Consider the following 19,414-nt stretch of genomic DNA (forward strand, 5'->3'; position numbering starts at 1 on the left):
TTTAATTTGCAATATTGATTTTAAAACCATGGGAGAAAAAAAACGAAAAGAAGACACAAAAGCCATGTTTGTTTTTGGTAAAAAAAACTATAAATTCATGTTTATTGGTTTAGCTATTATAGCTATAGGCTTTATTTTAATGTCTGGTGGCGGTAGTGATGACCCCAATGTTTTTAATCCTGAAATTTTTTCTTGGAGACGTATTCGCTTAGCTCCTGCTTTGGTTTTAGCAGGGTTTGGTATTCAAATTTATGCTATTCTTTTAAATCCGGATAAAGAGTAGTTTTACACAAAAAAACAGTAAGAAATCTATTTTAAAAGTATTTATTATAACAATCTCTTGTTTTAGAAAGAAAGGCTAAGCCGTTTTATTTCCTAACAGCAAAAACCCAAAGTTTTCAGCCATTTGCTTCACATATGTGTAACTATTTCGCATAGCATCTTGTAAAGATTTTGCTTTGCTAATAACAGCGTTGGCATAGCTAATTCCCATAGCATCTATATCATTTTCTGATAATTCTACAGCGCCACAAAAAGCAGCAACCTTTATGTTTTTAGCTTTCGCGGAAGTTAACACACCCTGAATGGTTTTACCAGACATGGTTTGCGAATCTAGCTTTCCTTCACCTGTAATAATCCAATCTGCATGCGTTATTTTTTCATCAAAATTTGCTAAGTTTTTAATAAGTTCTATACCCGGAATTAATTCGCCTTTTAAAAACAATTTTGAAGCAATACCCATACCTCCAGCAGCACCAGCACCTTTTACATTTTGCACATTAACTTTAAAGGTTGCTTTTAAATGTTTTGCAAAATCTTGCAAGCCTTTATCTAGCATTTTAATATCTCTTTTGGTTGCACCCTTTTGGGCAGCATATACAAAGGCTGCGCCGTTGGGTCCGTATAACGGGTTAGTAACATCGCAAGCTACACTAAACTTTGTGGTTTGTAATTTTGGGTGCGCTTTTAAAACACATATTTTTTTAATTTCTGAAAGATGAGCGCCAATAGGTTCAACTTCTTGGTTGTTGTCATTAAAAAAACGATATCCTAAAGCTGTTGCCATACCCACACCACAATCGTTAGTTGCGCTTCCGCCAATACCTAAAATAATGTGTTTAGCACCTTTATTTAAAGCGTCTTCAATTAATTCACCTGTGCCAAAGGTAGATGCGTTTTTACAATCAAACTCTTTAGCTTTTAACAATTTAACACCAGAAGCTTCGGCCATTTCAATAAATGCGGTTTTAGAATCTTCAGCATATAAATAAGATGCTTCAACAGCTTTAAAAAATGGATTATTAACTACTAATTTCACTCTATCACCTTTTAAATAATAATTCACAACGTCAATAGTGCCATCGCCACCATCGGCTAATGGTAATTTTAAAATTTCAATCCCAGGGTTTTTGGCTAACAAACCTTCCTCTACTGCATTACAAAACGCTTCACCTGTTAGTGAATTCTTAAATTTATCTGGAGCAATTACTACTTTCATTGTTAAAAATTTAATTTAAAATTTGTGATAATGACATAGCTAACAAGGCTATTACTACAAAATATGATAGTAAAATAAGCACTTCCTTTTTTCCTGCTTTATAAAACACAACCTCTAAGCCTTGCTTAGTTTCTTTCTTAATAATTAAACTAATTGTGTATGCCACAATAATAGTTACAAGACAGCCAATGGCATTCCACCAAAACCAAAATACTTCTGGCACATACAGCCACAAATACATGTTAAATAACACACCTGCCACAATACCAATATTTGCACCTAACGCATGCGTTTTCTTTGTTAAAATTGCCAATATAAATGCAGCTAAAATAGGCCCGTAAAATACTGAGCTTATTTTATTAATTACTTCTATAACTGTGCCCTCAATACTGCCAGCAAAAAATGCAAAAAACAGGCATACTAAACCCCAAAAAAGCGATAACAACCTAGAGTTCATTACATATTGCTTATCAGACATGTTTGGTTTGAAGCGTTTAACAAAATCTTCTAAAGATACGGCAGACAATGAGTTTACTGTTGAACTTAATGAAGACATTGCTGCTGACATTATTGCTACTATTAAAATGCCTATAATACCATTTGGTAAATATTTTATAATGAAAACTGGCACCATTAAATCGGCTTTTTTACCTTCTAAACTTGTGATGTTAGATTGGTAAACGCTATCCATCATACTTTGAAAACTAGCATCTTGTAAAAGCAATGTACCCAACACTAAACCCATAATACAGTAAGTTAATGTTATTGGAAAACGAAACAAGCCATTTGCTAACAACAACTTTTTTATTGTTGGCATGCCTTTGGCAGATAACAACCTTTGTGATTGTGTTTGGTCTGTACCGTAATACGAAGCATACAAGAAAAAACCACCAATTACCATGGGCCAAAAGCCAAATTCGTCATTTTTATCGGCGTTATTAAATCCCCATTTAGAGAAATCTACCGCCGTTAATCTATCTTTATCAACGTTGGTTAAAAAGTTTTCAAAACCACCCAATTCACTTAAACCATAAATTAAACAGATAATAATACCAAAAAATAAGATGAGCATTTGAATAACGTCTCCCCAAATAACAGCTTTCATTCCTCCCTGAAACGAGTAAACCATTGTTATGGCTCCTATAATTAAAATAGAAACCCAGAATTCAATACCAATGGTAGCTTGTAAAATTAAGGCCATAGTGTAAACCATAACACCTGTTGCTACTGAACGACTAATTTGAAACACAAAACTTATTAACAAACGTGATGAGGCATCAAAACGTTTTTCTAAATACTCATAAACACTAACAATTCCAGATTTATATAATGATGGAATAATAGCTATTAGTAAAAAAGCCATAGCTAGCGGCACGCCAAATTCATAAGTTAACCACTGTAAACCACCACCTTCTTTTAAACCTACAAATGCCGGCGCCGATATAAAACTTATGGCCGATAATTGCGTAGCCATGGTTGACAAACTTAATGGAAACCAACCCATTGATTGACCACCCAAAAAATAATCTTTAGAGTCGTTATTTTCTTTAAAAAAATAGCCAATTCCTAAAAAACCTAGCAAATACACTACTATAATGATATAATCTATGTAATTCATAATGACTTATTTTTTTAAATGTTTATTCTATTTATTTTTTGTTTAATAAATCTACCAATAAAGCTGCACTCCATGAAAAATTATTGCCGCCGTAACCTGCATTTACCGTACCGTGAATTTCTTTTCTAGAATCAAAATACTCATAAAAACCGTTATGTTCAATAATACTTACAGTATCATTTTTTACGCGTTCAGCAATAGCATTGTATCCGTAATCAATCAAACCATTAAACAACATCCAGTTTAAGTTTACCCAAACAGGACCACGCCAATATTTTTTAGGGTTGAAACGCTCACTTGTAGGATCAAAAGACGCACACAAGTATTGGTTATCGCCTCCAAATCTTTCCATCATAACGTTAACCATAGTTCCTGCTCTTTCTTTACTAGGAATATTTGCAAATAATGGTGCAAATGATGATGATGACAAAAAGTTTAATTGTTTTTCGTTTCTTAAATCGTAATGTACATAAGCGCCTAAATTTTCATCGTATAATTTAGTATTAAATGATGCTATAGCTTTTTCTTGCCATTGTTTTAGTTGCTTAATTTTAGCATCATTATTTCCTAAAAGCTCATATAAGTTAATTAAACTTTGATTAGATTTTATTAAAACGGCATTAAATAATGGGTCTTGTACTAAAAACGGCGATAATTCAGCTATTTTTTCATCGCTGTAATTATGTGCTTTTGCTATTTCAATAATGTGCAAATAGTGGTCGTACTCACGTTTTGATGGTCTTTCAGAAGCATCAACATGTGTAGTATCTCTACGTTCAAAGGTGTATTCTGGCGGATTCATTGTTTTCCAAATGTCATCCCAAATTGGCGAATTATCGGTACCAGATTCCCAGTTATGGTAAATATAAACTAAGCCTTCGTTATTAACATCTCTGTTATTATAAAAGTACTCATGGTTAAAGTACACTTTATCAATTGTTTCTTGAATAAACTTTAAAGTTGCCTGTTTATCTTTACTAATTTTATAAATTTCTTCTAACACAAAACCTGTTACAGGTGGCTGTGTCATACCTGTAGATTTGTATTTTTTTGATGATAATGGGTGTAAATCTGATCTATGAAAATCTGGACCAGGAAAATACGTATCGCTTTCTGTATGAAATATAATGTGCGGTATAAAACCGTTGCCCCATTGGGCGTCTAGTAAGGTTCTAATTTCTTGTTCGGCTTTTGGCATATCAAAATGTGCAAAACCAATAGCAATTAAGCCAGAATCCCAAAACCATTGGAATGGATATAACTTAGCACATGGTACACTAAAACCATCTTTCCAGTTATTATTTAAAACCTCTTGAGCTGTTTTGTACAAAGCGTTTTTCATGTTATTTTTTTTTGTGAATTAAAACAGTGCATGTGCTAGTTTGCAATAAAAAGCTCACCACCAATAACCTTAGCTAAAAGGTGGTGAGCACAAACTAAACAACTAATCTATTAATCTATATTGTGAATGAATTAAAAATTGAATGTAGCAGTTAAGAAGAAACGTCTTGGTAAAATTGGTCTTCCGAAGAAAAACTCAGCATCACCCGCTTGATTAATGTTTCTTGGATCTCCTTCGGTTACGCCTTCATCATCAAATAAGTTGAATACTGAAAAACCAAGCCTTAACGTATCTGTACTATCTTCGCCTCCCATAGGAAACTCATAACCGGCACCAATACGTGCAATTGTTATAGCATCTAACTCAACTGTGTTAGTATCTGAAGTAAACTTACTTCCAGTATGATTTAATGAGAATAAAGCATCCCATCCATTATTATCATAATACACACCTGCAGAACCTAAGAAATTTGGTTGTCTTGCAAGTTCGTTACCTTCATCGGCAGTAGTAGTGGTATTTGCCACTAAATCTGTTCTTTCGTTTTTGCTAATTTCATGTGCTTGATAGGTTGCAGAACCTCTTAAGCTTAAGTTGTTTGCAAATGCCCAATCAAAAGTAGTTTCTAAACCAAAGGTTCTTGTGCTTTGTTCAGAGCGGAATAAATCTACTAAAGTACCACCGCTAAAACCTTGATCTATTTTAATTCTGTCACTTAAACCAACGTAATATCCAGCAAATGATCCTTTAAATTTTTGAGTACCTAATTTTGCACCAGCTTCAAACTGAATAATTTTTTCTGAGTCATACTTACTACCCGTTACACCAGTTGCAATAGGTGCAAAACCTCTAATTTGTGGAAAGAAAAATCCTTTTGAAAAGTTAGCGTAAAGGTTAACAGTTTCGTTTAATTTGTATAGAGCTGCTAAAGATACTGCCCAATCTGTAGCATCAACTTCTGCTCTAATAAAACTACCATCGGCGTAATTTACGTTTGCCAATTCTGGTGTTAATTCTGGGTTATTGTATACTTGTGTTGATACTATGTTACCATCATTAAATGTTCCTTTTGTGTTTTCTATTCTAAAACCAACATCAAAACGCCATTTATCAAACACCATTTCATCAGTAATATAGAAAGCTGTTTTGTTTTGTGATAAAAACCTATTTGATGTCATACCAATTCTGTTGTATAATCCACCTTCAGAAAACACAACATTATTTCCGCCAGCATCAGTATAGCTTAAGTTTACAAGTTTTGGATTGTTATTAAACTCTGATAAAACTCTGTATTGGTAGTTTACATCCTCAGCTTCAGTACGTGCTAAAAACACACCTGCTGTAATGTTATGTGTGCCGTTTTCAGCTTCTAAAGTTTTTGTTAATGATGCCTCACCAGAGTAATCTGTCATTGGTCTTAATCTATCAATATGTAAGTTATCAATAACTAAATCGTTGCCATTAATACTAGCTGCTGTTCCTTGATATTGGGCAACGTAACCTAAATTACCTGGCGCTACATTGTTTACATAATCATTTAATGTAATTGGGTTGTTATTATCACCATTACCACCAACATATAAAGCAAAATTATGTTTATAGTTTGCGTATCTTACTTTTGATTTAAATTTTAAATCATCAGCAAAGCTATAATTAAAATCGCCCATTAAATAACCGCCTTGTGTATGAACACCATCTTCAATTGGACTTTTGTAAGCACCGCCAGCAGTTAAAAATGACGTATGTGCTAATTCACCTGATAATAATTGAGAAACTTCTTCACCATCATTACCTGTTAAGCGTGTTCTGCTGGCACCATCTAAAGGTAACGGCATAAAAAATTGCGCTCTATCATTTATAAACTGACCGTGGATGGTAAATGATCCGTTTTCAAATTTTTGCTTAATGTTAGCTCTAAACTGCACACCTTTTGTTGGTAACCCCGTTTCTATTGGACCATCATCTTTTCTTACAAAGCCTGTAAATGCGTAATATGTGTTAGAGTCTTCACTGCCTAATTTTCCGCCAGAATAGAAATCTGTTTTAATACGTCCTTTATCTGCCCATTCAACATTAATAATGTTTTCATCATTAGAATCGCCCGTTTTACTTGTATAGTTAATAATACCAGCTACAGAACCAGCACCGTACAAAACTGCGGCACCACCACGTACAAACTCAACACCTTTAAAACCTATGTCTGGTCTTGCATACACATCATGCGCCGATGAGTTTAAACCAAACGTACTCATAAGCGGCATACCATCATACTGTAACGGATTGAATACATATTGCCCGCCAGATGGCAAACCTCTAACAAATATATTTGAAGCTGTTTCACCACCACCACCTTCTGCAGTAATACCTGGTATACTTCTTAAAACATCAGCTTGCGAGTTTACAGAAAGCTTGGTTATTTCTTTCTGTTTTAGTGAGCTTATGGACATTGGTGTGTCTTTTTGTGATCTAAACGTTGCAGAGGCTGTTAGCACAACCTCATCTAAACTATTGCCGCCTTCTTGCAATACTATTTGTAATGCAATTGGGGAACCATTCAATGTTATGTCTTTAATAAAGGTTTCATAACCTATAAAAGATACTTGTAATTTTTGGGTACCGCTTAAACTTGTGTTAAAGCTAAACTTGCCATCAAAATCTGTTGTAGCACCAGTTGAACTGTTTAAAATAAGCACATTAGCACCAGTTACTGGTACGCCACTTTGATCTTTTACTGTTCCAGAAACGTCTGTTTGCGCAAACATTATAGAAACACTAAAAAAGCATAGTAAAGTTAAAATAGTATTTTTCATCTTATTTAGAATTAGTTAATTATACCTCAAATTTATAATCAATACCATAAAAAAAGTACTAAAAAATTAGCATATTTGTACGCAAACGTTACCGCAAACGTTTGCAATTTAAAATTTGTTGTTATGAAGAAAGAAAACGTATCATTAAAAAAGCTCGCAGAAACTCTAAATTTATCAATTTCAACCGTTTCTAGAGCCTTAAATGATCATCCTGACATTAGCGAAGCTACAAAACAAAAAGTAAAAACCTTAGCCAAAAAATTAAATTACACACCTAATTTGTTTGCTAAAGGTTTTAGGCAAAAAAAAACCAATATAATAGGTGTAGTTGTACCAAATATTACGCATTATTTTACTAGTACCATTTTAAAAGGCATTTTAGAAGAAGCTTCATTAAAGGGTTATAAAGTTATTATTTCTGAATCTGATAACGATGCCGAAAAGCAAATTGAAATGCTTAACACCATGTTGCAGTTTAATGTTGATGGTATTTTAATGTCAATATCAAAAGTTACAAGAAAAGTAGACCGTATTTTAAAAGTTATAGACAGAGTTCCGGTTATTTTATTTGATAAAGCTTCAAACAAAATACCGTGCTCGCAGGTAGTTATAAATGAAGAAGAAGCTGCTTATAATGCTATTGAACACTTAATTAACATAGGAAAAACACGTATTGCTATTATTAAAGAAAATGAATACTCATATAATTCTGAGCGTAGATTTGCAGGTTATTTACGAGCATTAAAAGAACACAACATTGAAGTAGACGAAAAAATTATTATTAGTGTTGATGATATTTCGCTACGCCAAGGTAAACGTATGGCCAACTTACTTTTAAGCTTAAAACAAAGACCCGATGCTATTTTTGCTATAACTGATAGTGCTGCTATTGGCGTTATTCAAACCTTAAAAAAGTTTAATATTAAAATTCCTGAAGACATTGCTGTAATTGGTTTTAGTAATTCAATAAGCTCTACAATTATTGAGCCTATGCTAACAACTATAGATCAACCTGGTGAAAAAATAGGTGCTACAGCCGTTAAATATTTAGTTGATGATATTGAAAACCCAAATGAACTAACCAATAAAACCATAGAAATTAAAGGCAACCTTATTATAAGAGATTCAACTTTTAAAGCGGTTTAAAAATAAATTCACAAACTAAATAGCTGTAAAAAAGTCTATTTTAATACTTTTGCTGCCATGGATACAATAGATGCAATTATTTTAGGTATTATTCAAGGCCTTACAGAATTTTTACCAGTGTCTTCTAGCGGACATTTAGAGTTAGGAAAAGCCATTTTAGGTAATAATTCTGTGCCCGAAGAAAGCTTACTTTTCACCGTAGTGTTACATTTTGCCACTGCTTTAAGTACTTTAGTTATTTTTAGAAAAGATATTTTAGATATTTTAAAAGGCATTTTAAAATTCCAATGGAATGAAGACATGCAGTTTTTAGCAAAAATTGTAATATCTATGTTGCCTGCTGTAGTTGTTGGTTTGTTTTTTGAAGAACAATTAGAAGCGCTTTTTAGTGGCAACATTATACTAGTTGGTGCTATGTTAATTGTAACAGCTGCCCTATTATTTTTGGCAGATAAAGCTAAAGACACCAACAAAAAAGTTAGTTTTAGTAACGCTTTTGTAATTGGTATTTCGCAAGCCATTGCTATGTTGCCAGGCATTTCGCGCTCTGGCGCTACCATTTCAACCTCTGTTTTATTGGGTAATGATAAAACTAAAGCTGCTCGCTTTTCGTTTTTAATGGTTGTACCTTTAATTTTTGGTAAAATTGCTAAAGATGTTTTAAGTGGCGATATTTCTATGGAAAGTCAAAATTTCACAGCACTTTCCATTGGTTTTATGGCAGCTTTTGTTGCCGGCCTTTTTGCATGTACTTGGATGATTGCCTTAGTTAAAAAAAGTAAGTTATCATATTTTGCTATTTACTGTGCCATTGTTGGTATTATAGCTATTGTTGTTTCATTTTTAAACTAGTTTAATGACTGCAGAAGATTATTTAACCGGACAGGTTTTACTTATTGACAAACCTTTGCAGTGGACCTCTTTTCAGGCAGTTAATAAACTACGCTGGGAAATTAGACGTGCCTTCAACATAAAAAAAATAAAAGTTGGGCATGCAGGCACCTTAGACCCTTTAGCCACAGGACTTCTGGTTATTTGTACAGGAAAAAAAACGAAAGAAATAAACACATTTCAGGCTCAAATTAAAGAGTACACTGGCACATTTGTTATTGGCAGCACTACACCTTCTTTTGATTTAGAAACCGATATAAACGAAACGTTCTCTACTGAGCATATTTCCGAAGAAATAATACACCAAACCACTAAACAGTTTATTGGTGACATTGAACAATATCCGCCTGTTTTTTCTGCTATTAAGAAAGATGGAAAACGCCTTTACGAATTTGCTAGGGAAGGAAAAGACGTTGAAATAAAACCAAGAACAGTATCTATTTCTACATTTGAAATTACAAATATTACGCATGCAAACACACCAAAAACCAACAGCATTCATGTTGAATTTAAGGTGGTTTGTAGCAAGGGTACTTACATACGCTCTTTGGCTAACGATTTTGGAAAAGCATTAAACAGTGGCGCGCATCTTTCAGTTTTAAGACGCACAAAAATTGGCGATTTCAATGTTGAAAATGCGGTATCTATTGAAAACTTCATAAAAAACCTTAACAACTAATTATTTCTATTTTACGTATATTGTAATACATAAACTTTAATTATTGCACTTAACAGATAAACATAAAGCCCTATTATTAACGTTTTTTGTTGCTGCATCAGTTATTCTTACTGTTTTTAGCTTCAGCTTAAAAAAACATAACGAACGTATGGCCGAAAGTTATTATAAATTAGAGCCTGAAGATCCGCTTTCTAAAGAAGAAACTGAAGTTTTAAAAGCTTTAGATAAATTAAACAACACCAAAGCCGAAACTAACAGCGCTTTTAATGAAACACAAAACGCCAACCGTTTTGCACAGGCATACAAAACCATTGCACCACCCGAAGATTATGAACCACAAACAAGCGATATAAATGCTGCAGACACCTATACTGGTGGCTACAAAGAAAAATATAAAAACATGCAAAAGGCAGAAGAGTTGAATGAAGATTTACTTTCAAAATTCAACAAAGCAAATGCAGTTTTAAAAAAGCAAACAGGAGCTCATAATAATGCCAATAGCACCATTGGTTTTTCTTTAAAAAACAGAACCAAACAGCACATACCAATACCCGTTTACCTTTGCGAAGAAAATGGTAAAATAGTAGTAACCATTACTGTAAATGCTGCAGGCAATGTTATTGATGCTTATGTAAACAACGCATCAACATCAAATAACGCGTGTTTAATTGAACATGCTTTAGATTATGCAAAACAGTCTACCTTTAGTGTAGATGCTGCAAAACCATCACAAATTGGCACTATCACATTTAATTTTATTGGCAAAAACTAGGCTGAAATTTGCACAATAATTGTGTAATATCTTTTACTATTGTTTGGCCCTTATCATTATTATACCAATGTTGTAAATCTTCTTTAAATTCTGGTGTTAACGCACCATTTTCAGCTTTAAACCTATTTACAAAATTAGTAGCCTCACTTGGTCTTGGCCCATAGGTTGCAAGCACCTCTTCGGTACTATTATCAATCATTATTAATTTTGGTATAGATTTGCTTCCGTTAGTTAAAAACATATCCATTAAAGCTTCGTTTTCATCTCTTAAAACTACTTTTAAAGTAATATTAGGGTTTACTTCAGCAATTTTATTTAGCGCGGGCATTACATGGGCCGCATCTCCACACCAACTTTCTGTAATTACTAACCAGGTTACAGGCACATCAAAATCAGCCAATACAGTTTTTTGTTTTGGGTCAATTTTTAAAGTTTTATCCCAACGTTTCATTCGGCGTGCACTTAATTTAGTATAGTTAATACGCGCTTCACTTTTGTCTTCGCCTGTTGTGTTGTTATTTGCTGCCAATGTATCAATTACCTCGCGGTAGGTATTGTAACTAATACTTTTATCTAAACTAGTCTTTATAGTTGTATTCATAGTAATAATATTTTTGCAACGTTGTAAAATTAGTATCTTGCCATTGCTTATTGCATGATATTTGTCATAAACACACTTTAAAACTTACAAATTTATGAATGCTAAAAATAGATGCGCTTGGTGTAAAGATGATGCGCTCTACCAAAAATACCATGATGAAGAATGGGGCGTTCCTGTTTATGATGATGACACATTATTTGAATTTTTAATTTTAGAAACATTTCAAGCTGGTTTAAGTTGGATAACTATATTACGAAAACGTGAAAATTTCAGAAAAGCTTTTGATAATTTCGATTATAAAAAAATTGCCAATTACAAGCAGGCTAAAATTGACGATTTGCTTCAAGATGCAGGCATCATTAGAAATAAGCTAAAGGTAAACGCTACAGTAACTAACGCTCAAGCTTTTATTAAAATTCAAGAAGAATTTGGAAGTTTCAGCAAATATATTTGGGGCTTTGTTGATGGTAAACCCATTAAAAACAACTTTAAAACACTTGCCGAAGTTCCTGCAAACACGCCTTTAAGTGATACAATTAGTAAAGATTTAAAGAAACGCGGATTTAAATTTGTAGGCACAACAGTTGTTTATGCGCATATGCAAGCAACAGGTATGGTTAATGATCACGTTACTAACTGTTTTAGGTATAATGAAGTTTAAAAACTATATTTTTTTGGCGCTACTTTGTAATGCATTTTGTTTTTCGCAGGTGAAAAATGAAAAAGAAGAACGCATAAAACAAGCTGATTTTCCTGAATTAGCAAGCTCCTATTTTAACTTTTTAGCAAATAATGTTAACTACTTAAAATTTTATAAAGAAACCGATGGTGAAAAAGTTAGTTTTGAAACCAAATTTAAATTTAAAAAACTACACTACAGCGTTGAATTTGATAGCATTGGCACTTTAGAAGATATAGAAATATTAATAAAACAAAAACATATACCAAAGGCATCATTACATAACATTAAGCGTCATTTTTCTGATACATTTGAAAAAATAAGATTTATTAAAATTCAAAAGCAGTTTATAAACAATAGCAATAAAACAGACAAACAGTTTATTGAACACGTTGTAAATAACCCCAACCAAAAACCTACACATTTTGAAATTATTGCAGAAATTAAAACCAAAGAGCGCCACGAATTAAGAGAACTTACTTTTAATGAAAATGGTACTTTTAAAAAATCTAGAAGAGTTACATCCGCTTCATACGAGCATGCATTATATTAAAAATACACTACACATATTACTTTTTTTAATAATACACACAGCTGCTTCAGCACAAAATAACTTTAGTAGTTTGGGTGAAACCATGGCATCTGTAAACCATAATTTCAGTAAAGAATACAGTGCTAATTTTGCTGTTAGAAGTCGGTATTTTTTATACCAAAACAACTTAAACTACAAACAACAACAAGTAGATTTTTACCATTTTTCAACTTTTAAACTAAACTTTATTCACAAGTTAAGCTTAGGCATTTATTTCCGTAACCGAGATTGGTTTAACACGGGTAGTGATGAGTGGCGTTTTACACAACAGTTTAATATAACCAAACAAAAACTAGGCATACGATACGGCCATAGAATACGGTTTGAACAACGAATATTTAACGCCTTTACTGATTTTAGACAACGGTATAGATTTGCTGTAGATTTTCCGTTGAACGGCGAAAAACTAAACATTGGAGAAACGTATTTAGTAGCCAGTACCGAAGCTTTAGTTAGTTTAAGCGATGCTCATGAACCTTTATTTGACCAAAGATTTACAACTTTAATTGGCTGGCAAATTGACCAGAACTTGAAACTACAAAGCGGCTTAGAATTTAGGTGGGAAAGTTATAATGTAAACGCTAAAAACAATCTTTATTTATTAACGGCTGCAGTACTTAAAATTTAACCTCTAAATACTGTAAAAATAAATCTCTAGATATATCTTCGGCACCTAAACTTTGTAAATGATCTGTGTGTACTTGGCAATCTATAAGTTTATAATTACTGTTTTGTATAAAGGTTATAAACCCCACTTTACTTGCATTGCTTACTTTGGCAAACATACTTTCGCCACAAAACACGCCATTTTTTAAATCTACACCATACAAACCGCCAACAAGTTGGTTGTTTTGCCAAACCTCAACCGATATTGCCAAACCTACTTTATGTAAGTTTACGTAGGCGTCAATCATGCTATCAGTTATCCAAGTACCTTGTTGCCCAAAACGTTTAATTTTTGAACATTCTTGCATTACTTGTTTAAATGCGGTGTTGGTAGTTACTGTAAAGCGCTTACTACGCAATACTTGTTTCATGCTTTTTGAAACCTTTAATTTATTAGGAAATAACACAAACCTAGGGTCTGGGCTCCACCAAAGTATAGGCTCTTCAGCATCAAACCAAGGAAAAATACCCGATTTATAAGCAAGTACTAAACGGTTTACAGATAAATCGCCTCCAACAGCTAATAAACCTTCGGGTGTAGCTTCATTCACACTAGGAAACCATAAATTTTTACTTATATAATGCATATTGTAAAATTAAAAAACCTCAACATAAAATGCTGAGGTTTTTTTAATATTCCTGTGTAAACAGAATTATTTAATATCATTAAAACGGTAAATCATCATGATCTTCTTCGTTTAAATTTCCTGCTGGTTCAAACGCATCAGTTGGTGGTACTGGTGGTAAATTACTATCGCCTGCTGCTTGTTGTTGCACTGCTTCAATTCTCCAACCTTGTATAGAGTTAAAGTATTTTGTTTCACCTTGTGGGTTTACCCATTCTCTTCCTCTTAAATTAATATTTATTTTTACTTGTTGCCCTACTTGGTAATTGCTTAATAAATCGGTTTTATCTTGCACAAACTCTACCATAATATGTTGTGGGTACTGCTCTTCTGTAGTAACAACAATTTCTCTTTTTCTAAAACCATTAGCCCCAAAAGTTTGTGTTTCTCCTATTACTTTTATTCTTCCTTGAACTTCCATTACTTAAAATATGTATTTATTATTTACTCTTACTTAATAAAATTTTCCAAGCACTTTGCACATCGCCATAACTTAAATAGTTACTGGCTAGTTTATGCTTTTCTCTATGCGATGCGGTTTTTATATTAGGATACCTGCTTGCTAACTTTTTAATAAACGCATCAACTTCATCGTTACTTGGTAATGCTTCAACATTGCCTAACATTCCTAAATCATTCCCTGTTAAAATCATTGAGTTTTTTACATGCTCAGGAAAACTATCAACGCCAATGCCTAAGGTTGATAATGGTTTAGGTATTTCAAAAAAGCCTCTTCTGGCTCTACTATAAAAACTACCGCCTGCTCTGGCAACTAAATCTAATCGTTTTTGATTAATGGTGTTATCTTCATTTATAACTTCATCATCAATATGAAGTTTTAAAACTTCACAAATAACCAAATTACCTGCACCACCCTCGGTGCCTAAAGCTATAACTTGGTTTACTTTACACTCTAGCTGCACTGGTGATTCTGCAACTCTAAACGGCTTAACCACATCAGATTTTAACATAGTTAAACCTGCTTTTTCAAATTCATTTACGCCTTCAGGGTACTCTGTACTTGATAATGACATTTGTTGCACCAAATCATAATTAACCACATTTATTACCACTTCCTTAATACTTTCAACATTATGCAATGTGTGTTTTGTAGTGTTATCTCTTACCCTTCGCGCAGGCGAAAAAATTAATATAGGCGGATTTGCACTAAAAACATTAAAAAAGCTAAACGGCGATAAATTGGCTTCTCCCTTATCATTAATTGTACTTGCAAAAGCTATAGGTCTTGGTGCAACAGCACTTAACAAATAACTATGTAATACGCTGGTTGAGAGGTTTTTTGGATTAAATGACGCCATTAACAAATTTAGTTTTAACAAAGGTAACTATTATGTGTTGTTTGAAAAAACAGAATTACTAACAACTAGCACAATAATATTAACAGAATTGCATTATATTACATTGTAAATGTATAGTTAATGCTTTTTACTAAAAACCAAAACACATTTAGGTGGATAATTATTGCCACTTCTTTTATAATTGTTTCTGTTATTTTATGGAAAACCTATGAGTTTTTTCAGCATTTTAAGCATGAAGAACGCGTGAAAATGGAAAATTGGTCGTTTGCTCAATCTGATTTAATTAAAACAGACAACCTAAACGAAAACATGGGCGATTTACCATTACAGGTAATTACTAGTAACAAAACCACACCCATGATTATGGTTAACAGAGATGGCAGCATAGATTTTAACAACATAGACCCAAAAAAAGCACAAGACACCGCCTATATTAACAAACTTATTTTAAAATTTGAACAAGAAAACACCCCTATAAAAGTAAAGTTTGATGGTAAACTTTACAACACCATTTATTACGGCAACTCACCTTTATTAAACAAACTAAAATACTACCCATTAGCATTAATACTAATTGTAGTTTTATTTGGCGCGGTTATTTTCTTCTTTTATAGTAGCAATAAAAATGCTACCCAAAACAAACTCTGGAGTGGTATGGCAAAAGAAACTGCCCACCAAATTGGTACACCATTATCTTCTTTAATTGGTTGGACCGAAATTTTAAAAACCGAAAATGTAAACCCAGATTATATTATTGAAATTGAAAAAGATATTGACAGACTACAAATTATTGCCGAACGTTTTAGCAAAATAGGCTCTTTACCTACACTAGAAACCGCTAATATTGTTGAAGAAACCATTACTGCTTACGATTATTTAAAAGCAAGATCATCAAACCTTATAAATTTTAATTTAATAACATCTGAAAAAATAATACCTGTTAAACTTAATAAACAGCTTTACAGTTGGACTATTGAAAACTTAGTAAAAAACGCCATTGACGCCATGAAAGGCCGCGGTAGTTTAACTATTGAGATTTTACAACTTGAAAATCTTGTTAAAATACAAGTAACCGATACCGGAAAAGGCATTGCAAAAAAAGATTTTAATAAAATTTTTGAACCCGGTTTTACAACCAAAAAACGTGGTTGGGGTTTAGGTTTATCGCTTACCAAACGTATTATTGAAGATTTTCATAATGGAAAAATAAAAGTACTTTATTCTGAAAAAAATAAAGGCACCACAATACAAATTACCTTAAAATATGCTTAAAACATGAAGGAATCATTTATTAATTTAAAAGAGGTTACTTTAAAAAATAATTGCCCTGAGTGCTACAATAATGAAGGCTTACGTTTAACCTTTACACAAAAATTTGTAGAAACTATGTTTTATAAATCTATTACAAACCAAATTGACCATGTTTTAGAGTGTAAAGTTTGTAAAACAACTATTTACCCTGTGCAATGGACTGATGATATTGATCGTGTTTTTGAATATCAGCAAAAAACTGTTACGCCAAAAAAAGCTTCAAAATATTTTAAGAACACTTTTTGGGCTACCATTTTATTAGGAATTTTGTTAGTTATAACAATTACGGTGATGCTAGTAAATCCTAATATTCTAGGTGTTTTTTAATAGCAGTGGCTACACTTTCAAATGCTTCAGGTGTTAAGGTTTCCTTTTTTATAAAACGTGCATCATCCATACTATTCAGTGGTATTAAGTGAACATGCGCATGTGGCACCTCTAAACCTATAACGGTTATACCTACGCGCTTACACGGTATAGCTTTTTCTATAGCTAAAGCAACTGTTCTTGAAAAGCGCATAAGCCCATTGTAAGTAGCTTCATCTAAATCAAAAATTTTATCAACCTCTTTTTTAGGAATACAAAGTGTATGCCCTTTACTATTTGGGTTTATATCTAAAAAAGCTAGAAATTCATCGGTTTCTGCTATTTTATAACAAGGTATTTCGCCATTAATTATTTTGGTAAATATTGAAGCCATAATTATATTTTAAACCTGCCAGATAATACTAGCAGGTTTTAGTTTTTATCTAGAAATTTCTACAATATCAAATTTCATTACACCACTTGGCACTTTAATTTCGGCAACATCACCAACAGATTTACCTAATAAACCTTTACCAATTGGCGAGTTTACTGAAATTTTACCGCTTTTTAAATCGGCTTCACTTTCAGCCACCAACGTATAAGTCATTTCCATACCATTGGTTTGGTTTTTTATTTTCACTTTTGAAAGCACTAAAACTTTTGATGTATCTAACTGAGATTCATCAATTAATCTTGCTGTTGAAAGTGTTTCTTCTAATTTAGAAATTTTCATTTCAAGTAATCCTTGTGCTTCTTTAGCGGCATCGTACTCTGCATTCTCACTTAAATCACCTTTATCTCTAGCTTCAGCAATAGCTTGAGATGCTTTTGGGCGTTCAATATCTTTAAGCTGTTTTAGCTCATCTCTTAATTTTTTTAATCCTTCAGCTGTGTAATAAGATACTTTACTCATAACTTCATCGTTTATTTAATAACTTGAAATGCTGAAATACAAATAGTTTAAAATCTGTAAGTTCAGCATAAAAAAAATCCCGTTCTCACGAGATTGTAATGCAAATATACAAAATATTTAAGTTGGTTTACTTTTTGTTGTAAATTGCAATCCATTTTTTTACTGATTATGAAAATAATTTATAGCATACTTATTTTACTGGTTTTAAGCGCTTGTAGCAGTAATTCTGCCACAGATGAAAACTGTAAATTTTTAATAGATATTAATGTTTATGAAACCATAAACCTAAGCTTACCACAATACAGCCAATTACCTTTTGCAGGTAACCCCGTTTATTTGCCAAATGCTGGAAATGCAGGTATAATTGTTGTTAGTACAGGAGCCGATTATTATGCTTGGGATGCGGCAGACCCTAATGTTATACCTAATGAGTGTTCGGTGCTAACACCTTCGGGTTTAAATGCTACTTCAAACTGTGCTACAAAAAACAAATACAGCCTTGTAACTGGCGAACCTTTGGAAAACCCAGAATTACGTTGCTCATTAAAATTTTACCGCGTAGAAAAAAGCGGAAATATTTTGACCATTTTTAATTAGCCAATACCATTTTTTAAATTTATTAAAGTTGCATTAGGTAGCTGCTCTTGTAAAAAAGCAATAGCTTTTTGGCTTCTAACACCAGATTTACAATACACAACCAAAGGTTTTTCAGTAGAAATATTTTTAAACTTTGTAGCTAATTCACCTAAAGGAATGTGTTGGCCACCAATACTATGTTGTGCGCGTTCCCAAGGTTCTCTTACATCTAATAAATTATAGGCTGCTTTGTTAGTGTTTAAGGTTTCTATTGAAATGCTTTCTGAAGGTTTTTCAACACCACAAAACACGTTATAATCAGCTTCTAAAGTTGTAATTTTTAACGCTTCATTTTTACTAAAATCAAACATCATTTGTTCCATATTAAGCACATTAAACGTTAATAGCTTACCTGATAAAACAGTACCTTTTTCTAAAATAATCTTTAAAACTTCATTGGCCTGATAACAGCCAACAATACCTGGTAAAACACCTAAAACACCAACATCTGAGCATGATGGCACTGAACCTGCACTTGGTGGTGTTGGGTATAAGCACCTGTATGTTGGTCCGTTTTTATAATTAAATACTGATAGTTGCGCTTCAAACTTAAAAATAGAACCAAAAACTAAAGGCTTGTTGGTAATTACAGCAGCATCATTACATAAATAACGTGTTTGGAAATTATCAGAACCATCAACAATAATATCATATTCTGAAAATAAATTGACGGCATTTTTTGTTGATAAAAACGTTTCAAAAACATTAAAATTAACGTGCGGATTGAGTTGTTTTAACCGTTTTGAAGCCGTTAATGCTTTGGGTTTACCAACATCATCAACAGTATATAAAATTTGACGGTGTAGATTACTAACATCAACCACATCACCATCAATAATACCAATTGTGCCAACACCTGCCGCGGTTAAGTATTGTAAAATAGGGCAACCTAATCCGCCAGCACCAATAACTAATACTTTTGCTTGTTTTAGTTTTTCTTGTCCTTTAAGGCCTATTTCATCAAGAATAATATGTCTGCTATATATTTTTTTTTCGTTATCCGTTAGCATTT

Annotated in this window: 22 protein-coding genes; 11 read left to right on the forward strand and 11 right to left on the reverse strand. The window is 32.8% G+C overall.

The features are described from left to right. Positions 1 to 28: 28 nt before the first annotated feature. The gene (locus ACYX4H_RS03945) at positions 29 to 283 is read left to right on the forward strand and encodes a DUF3098 domain-containing protein (RefSeq protein WP_475295875.1); all 255 of its coding nucleotides are present in this window, start codon (positions 29 to 31) and stop codon (positions 281 to 283) included. 75 nt (positions 284 to 358) lie between these two features. Here the strand turns inward: ACYX4H_RS03945 and ACYX4H_RS03950 are convergent, their stop codons facing one another. The 4 genes from ACYX4H_RS03950 to ACYX4H_RS03965 form a co-directional block, all read right to left on the reverse strand. Next, positions 359 to 1,498 (reverse strand): glycerate kinase, encoded by a 1,140-nt coding sequence (locus tag ACYX4H_RS03950; protein WP_476237913.1) that lies wholly within the window; start codon positions 1,496 to 1,498, stop codon positions 359 to 361. A 10-nt stretch (positions 1,499 to 1,508) separates the two neighbouring features. Further along, positions 1,509 to 3,116 carry a sodium:solute symporter family protein gene (locus ACYX4H_RS03955; protein ID WP_476237914.1) on the reverse strand — a complete coding sequence of 536 codons (1,608 nt, stop codon included), beginning with the start codon at positions 3,114 to 3,116 and terminating at the stop codon, positions 1,509 to 1,511. 31 nt (positions 3,117 to 3,147) lie between these two features. Beyond that, positions 3,148 to 4,458, reverse strand: a complete 1,311-nt coding sequence (locus ACYX4H_RS03960) for an MGH1-like glycoside hydrolase domain-containing protein (protein WP_476237915.1) — start codon at positions 4,456 to 4,458, stop codon at positions 3,148 to 3,150. Positions 4,459 to 4,589: 131 nt separating this feature from the next. Next, positions 4,590 to 7,265 (reverse strand): TonB-dependent receptor, encoded by a 2,676-nt coding sequence (locus ACYX4H_RS03965; RefSeq protein ID WP_476237916.1) that lies wholly within the window; start codon positions 7,263 to 7,265, stop codon positions 4,590 to 4,592. Positions 7,266 to 7,388: 123 nt separating this feature from the next. On the opposite strand from ACYX4H_RS03965, the gene ACYX4H_RS03970 reads away from it, so the two are divergent. Genes ACYX4H_RS03970 through ACYX4H_RS03985 form a run of 4 tightly spaced genes read left to right on the forward strand, consistent with a single transcriptional unit; the run spans position 7,389 to position 10,753 of the window. Continuing rightward, entirely contained in the window at positions 7,389 to 8,411 is a 1,023-nt protein-coding gene (locus ACYX4H_RS03970) for a LacI family DNA-binding transcriptional regulator (protein ID WP_476237917.1), read from the forward strand. Positions 8,412 to 8,468: 57 nt separating this feature from the next. After that, positions 8,469 to 9,263 (forward strand): undecaprenyl-diphosphate phosphatase, encoded by a 795-nt coding sequence (locus ACYX4H_RS03975; protein ID WP_476237918.1) that lies wholly within the window; start codon positions 8,469 to 8,471, stop codon positions 9,261 to 9,263. A 4-nt stretch (positions 9,264 to 9,267) separates the two neighbouring features. Continuing rightward, a complete protein-coding gene (truB, locus tag ACYX4H_RS03980; RefSeq protein ID WP_476237919.1) occupies positions 9,268 to 9,981 on the forward strand; it encodes a tRNA pseudouridine(55) synthase TruB in 714 nt (237 codons plus the stop codon). Positions 9,982 to 10,024: 43 nt separating this feature from the next. Next, on the forward strand, positions 10,025 to 10,753 hold the full coding sequence (locus tag ACYX4H_RS03985; protein ID WP_476237920.1) for a hypothetical protein: 729 nt from the start codon (positions 10,025 to 10,027) through the stop codon (positions 10,751 to 10,753). On the opposite strand, the gene ACYX4H_RS03990 is transcribed toward ACYX4H_RS03985, so the two are convergent. Beyond that, a complete protein-coding gene (locus ACYX4H_RS03990) occupies positions 10,737 to 11,354 on the reverse strand; it encodes a thioredoxin family protein (protein ID WP_476237921.1) in 618 nt (205 codons plus the stop codon). The two genes, ACYX4H_RS03985 and ACYX4H_RS03990, sit on opposite strands and share 17 nt — an antisense overlap. 94 nt (positions 11,355 to 11,448) lie before the next feature. On the opposite strand from ACYX4H_RS03990, the gene ACYX4H_RS03995 reads away from it, so the two are divergent. Genes ACYX4H_RS03995 through ACYX4H_RS04005 form a run of 3 tightly spaced genes read left to right on the forward strand, consistent with a single transcriptional unit; the run spans position 11,449 to position 13,253 of the window. Continuing rightward, entirely contained in the window at positions 11,449 to 12,015 is a 567-nt protein-coding gene (locus ACYX4H_RS03995; RefSeq protein ID WP_476237922.1) for a DNA-3-methyladenine glycosylase I, read from the forward strand. Further along, positions 12,005 to 12,586: a hypothetical protein gene (locus ACYX4H_RS04000; protein WP_476237923.1), complete on the forward strand. Its 582-nt coding sequence runs from the start codon at positions 12,005 to 12,007 to the stop codon at positions 12,584 to 12,586. The genes ACYX4H_RS03995 and ACYX4H_RS04000 overlap by 11 nt, the downstream gene beginning before the upstream one ends. After that, the gene (locus ACYX4H_RS04005; RefSeq protein WP_476237924.1) at positions 12,519 to 13,253 is read left to right on the forward strand and encodes a DUF2490 domain-containing protein; all 735 of its coding nucleotides are present in this window, start codon (positions 12,519 to 12,521) and stop codon (positions 13,251 to 13,253) included. Before ACYX4H_RS04000 ends, ACYX4H_RS04005 begins: the two co-directional genes overlap by 68 nt. On the opposite strand, the gene aat is transcribed toward ACYX4H_RS04005, so the two are convergent. The 3 genes from aat to ACYX4H_RS04020 all read right to left on the reverse strand — a co-directional run bounded on the left by aat (position 13,243) and on the right by ACYX4H_RS04020 (position 15,236). Then, positions 13,243 to 13,878 (reverse strand): leucyl/phenylalanyl-tRNA--protein transferase, encoded by a 636-nt coding sequence (aat, locus tag ACYX4H_RS04010; protein ID WP_476237926.1) that lies wholly within the window; start codon positions 13,876 to 13,878, stop codon positions 13,243 to 13,245. The two genes, ACYX4H_RS04005 and aat, sit on opposite strands and share 11 nt — an antisense overlap. Before the next feature lie 79 nt (positions 13,879 to 13,957). Continuing rightward, positions 13,958 to 14,338 carry a DUF3127 domain-containing protein gene (locus ACYX4H_RS04015; protein ID WP_147134641.1) on the reverse strand — a complete coding sequence of 127 codons (381 nt, stop codon included), beginning with the start codon at positions 14,336 to 14,338 and terminating at the stop codon, positions 13,958 to 13,960. A 19-nt stretch (positions 14,339 to 14,357) separates the two neighbouring features. Then, a complete protein-coding gene (locus tag ACYX4H_RS04020; protein ID WP_476237927.1) occupies positions 14,358 to 15,236 on the reverse strand; it encodes a flavin reductase family protein in 879 nt (292 codons plus the stop codon). Between the two features lie 120 nt (positions 15,237 to 15,356). On the opposite strand from ACYX4H_RS04020, the gene ACYX4H_RS04025 reads away from it, so the two are divergent. Both ACYX4H_RS04025 and ACYX4H_RS04030 read left to right on the forward strand, forming a co-directional pair. Further along, positions 15,357 to 16,508, forward strand: coding sequence for a sensor histidine kinase (locus ACYX4H_RS04025; RefSeq protein ID WP_476237928.1), 1,152 nt, complete (start codon positions 15,357 to 15,359; stop codon positions 16,506 to 16,508). 3 nt (positions 16,509 to 16,511) lie between these two features. After that, a complete protein-coding gene (locus ACYX4H_RS04030) occupies positions 16,512 to 16,874 on the forward strand; it encodes a hypothetical protein (RefSeq protein WP_476237929.1) in 363 nt (120 codons plus the stop codon). On the opposite strand, the gene ACYX4H_RS04035 is transcribed toward ACYX4H_RS04030, so the two are convergent. Both ACYX4H_RS04035 and greA read right to left on the reverse strand, forming a co-directional pair. Further along, positions 16,852 to 17,247, reverse strand: coding sequence for an HIT family protein (locus tag ACYX4H_RS04035; RefSeq protein ID WP_476237930.1), 396 nt, complete (start codon positions 17,245 to 17,247; stop codon positions 16,852 to 16,854). The genes ACYX4H_RS04030 and ACYX4H_RS04035 overlap by 23 nt on opposite strands. A gap of 45 nt (positions 17,248 to 17,292) precedes the next feature. Continuing rightward, positions 17,293 to 17,766 carry a transcription elongation factor GreA gene (gene greA, locus ACYX4H_RS04040; protein WP_475295893.1) on the reverse strand — a complete coding sequence of 158 codons (474 nt, stop codon included), beginning with the start codon at positions 17,764 to 17,766 and terminating at the stop codon, positions 17,293 to 17,295. A gap of 168 nt (positions 17,767 to 17,934) precedes the next feature. Here greA and ACYX4H_RS04045 point away from each other — a divergent pair, with 168 nt between their 5' ends. Then, the gene (locus ACYX4H_RS04045; protein WP_475295894.1) at positions 17,935 to 18,363 is read left to right on the forward strand and encodes a hypothetical protein; all 429 of its coding nucleotides are present in this window, start codon (positions 17,935 to 17,937) and stop codon (positions 18,361 to 18,363) included. Here the strand turns inward: ACYX4H_RS04045 and ACYX4H_RS04050 are convergent. Continuing rightward, the gene (locus ACYX4H_RS04050; protein WP_476237931.1) at positions 18,360 to 19,412 is read right to left on the reverse strand and encodes a ThiF family adenylyltransferase; all 1,053 of its coding nucleotides are present in this window, start codon (positions 19,410 to 19,412) and stop codon (positions 18,360 to 18,362) included. The genes ACYX4H_RS04045 and ACYX4H_RS04050 overlap by 4 nt on opposite strands. Positions 19,413 to 19,414 lie beyond the last annotated feature (2 nt).

The organism is Seonamhaeicola sp. ABD4_340 (assembly GCF_056312135.1).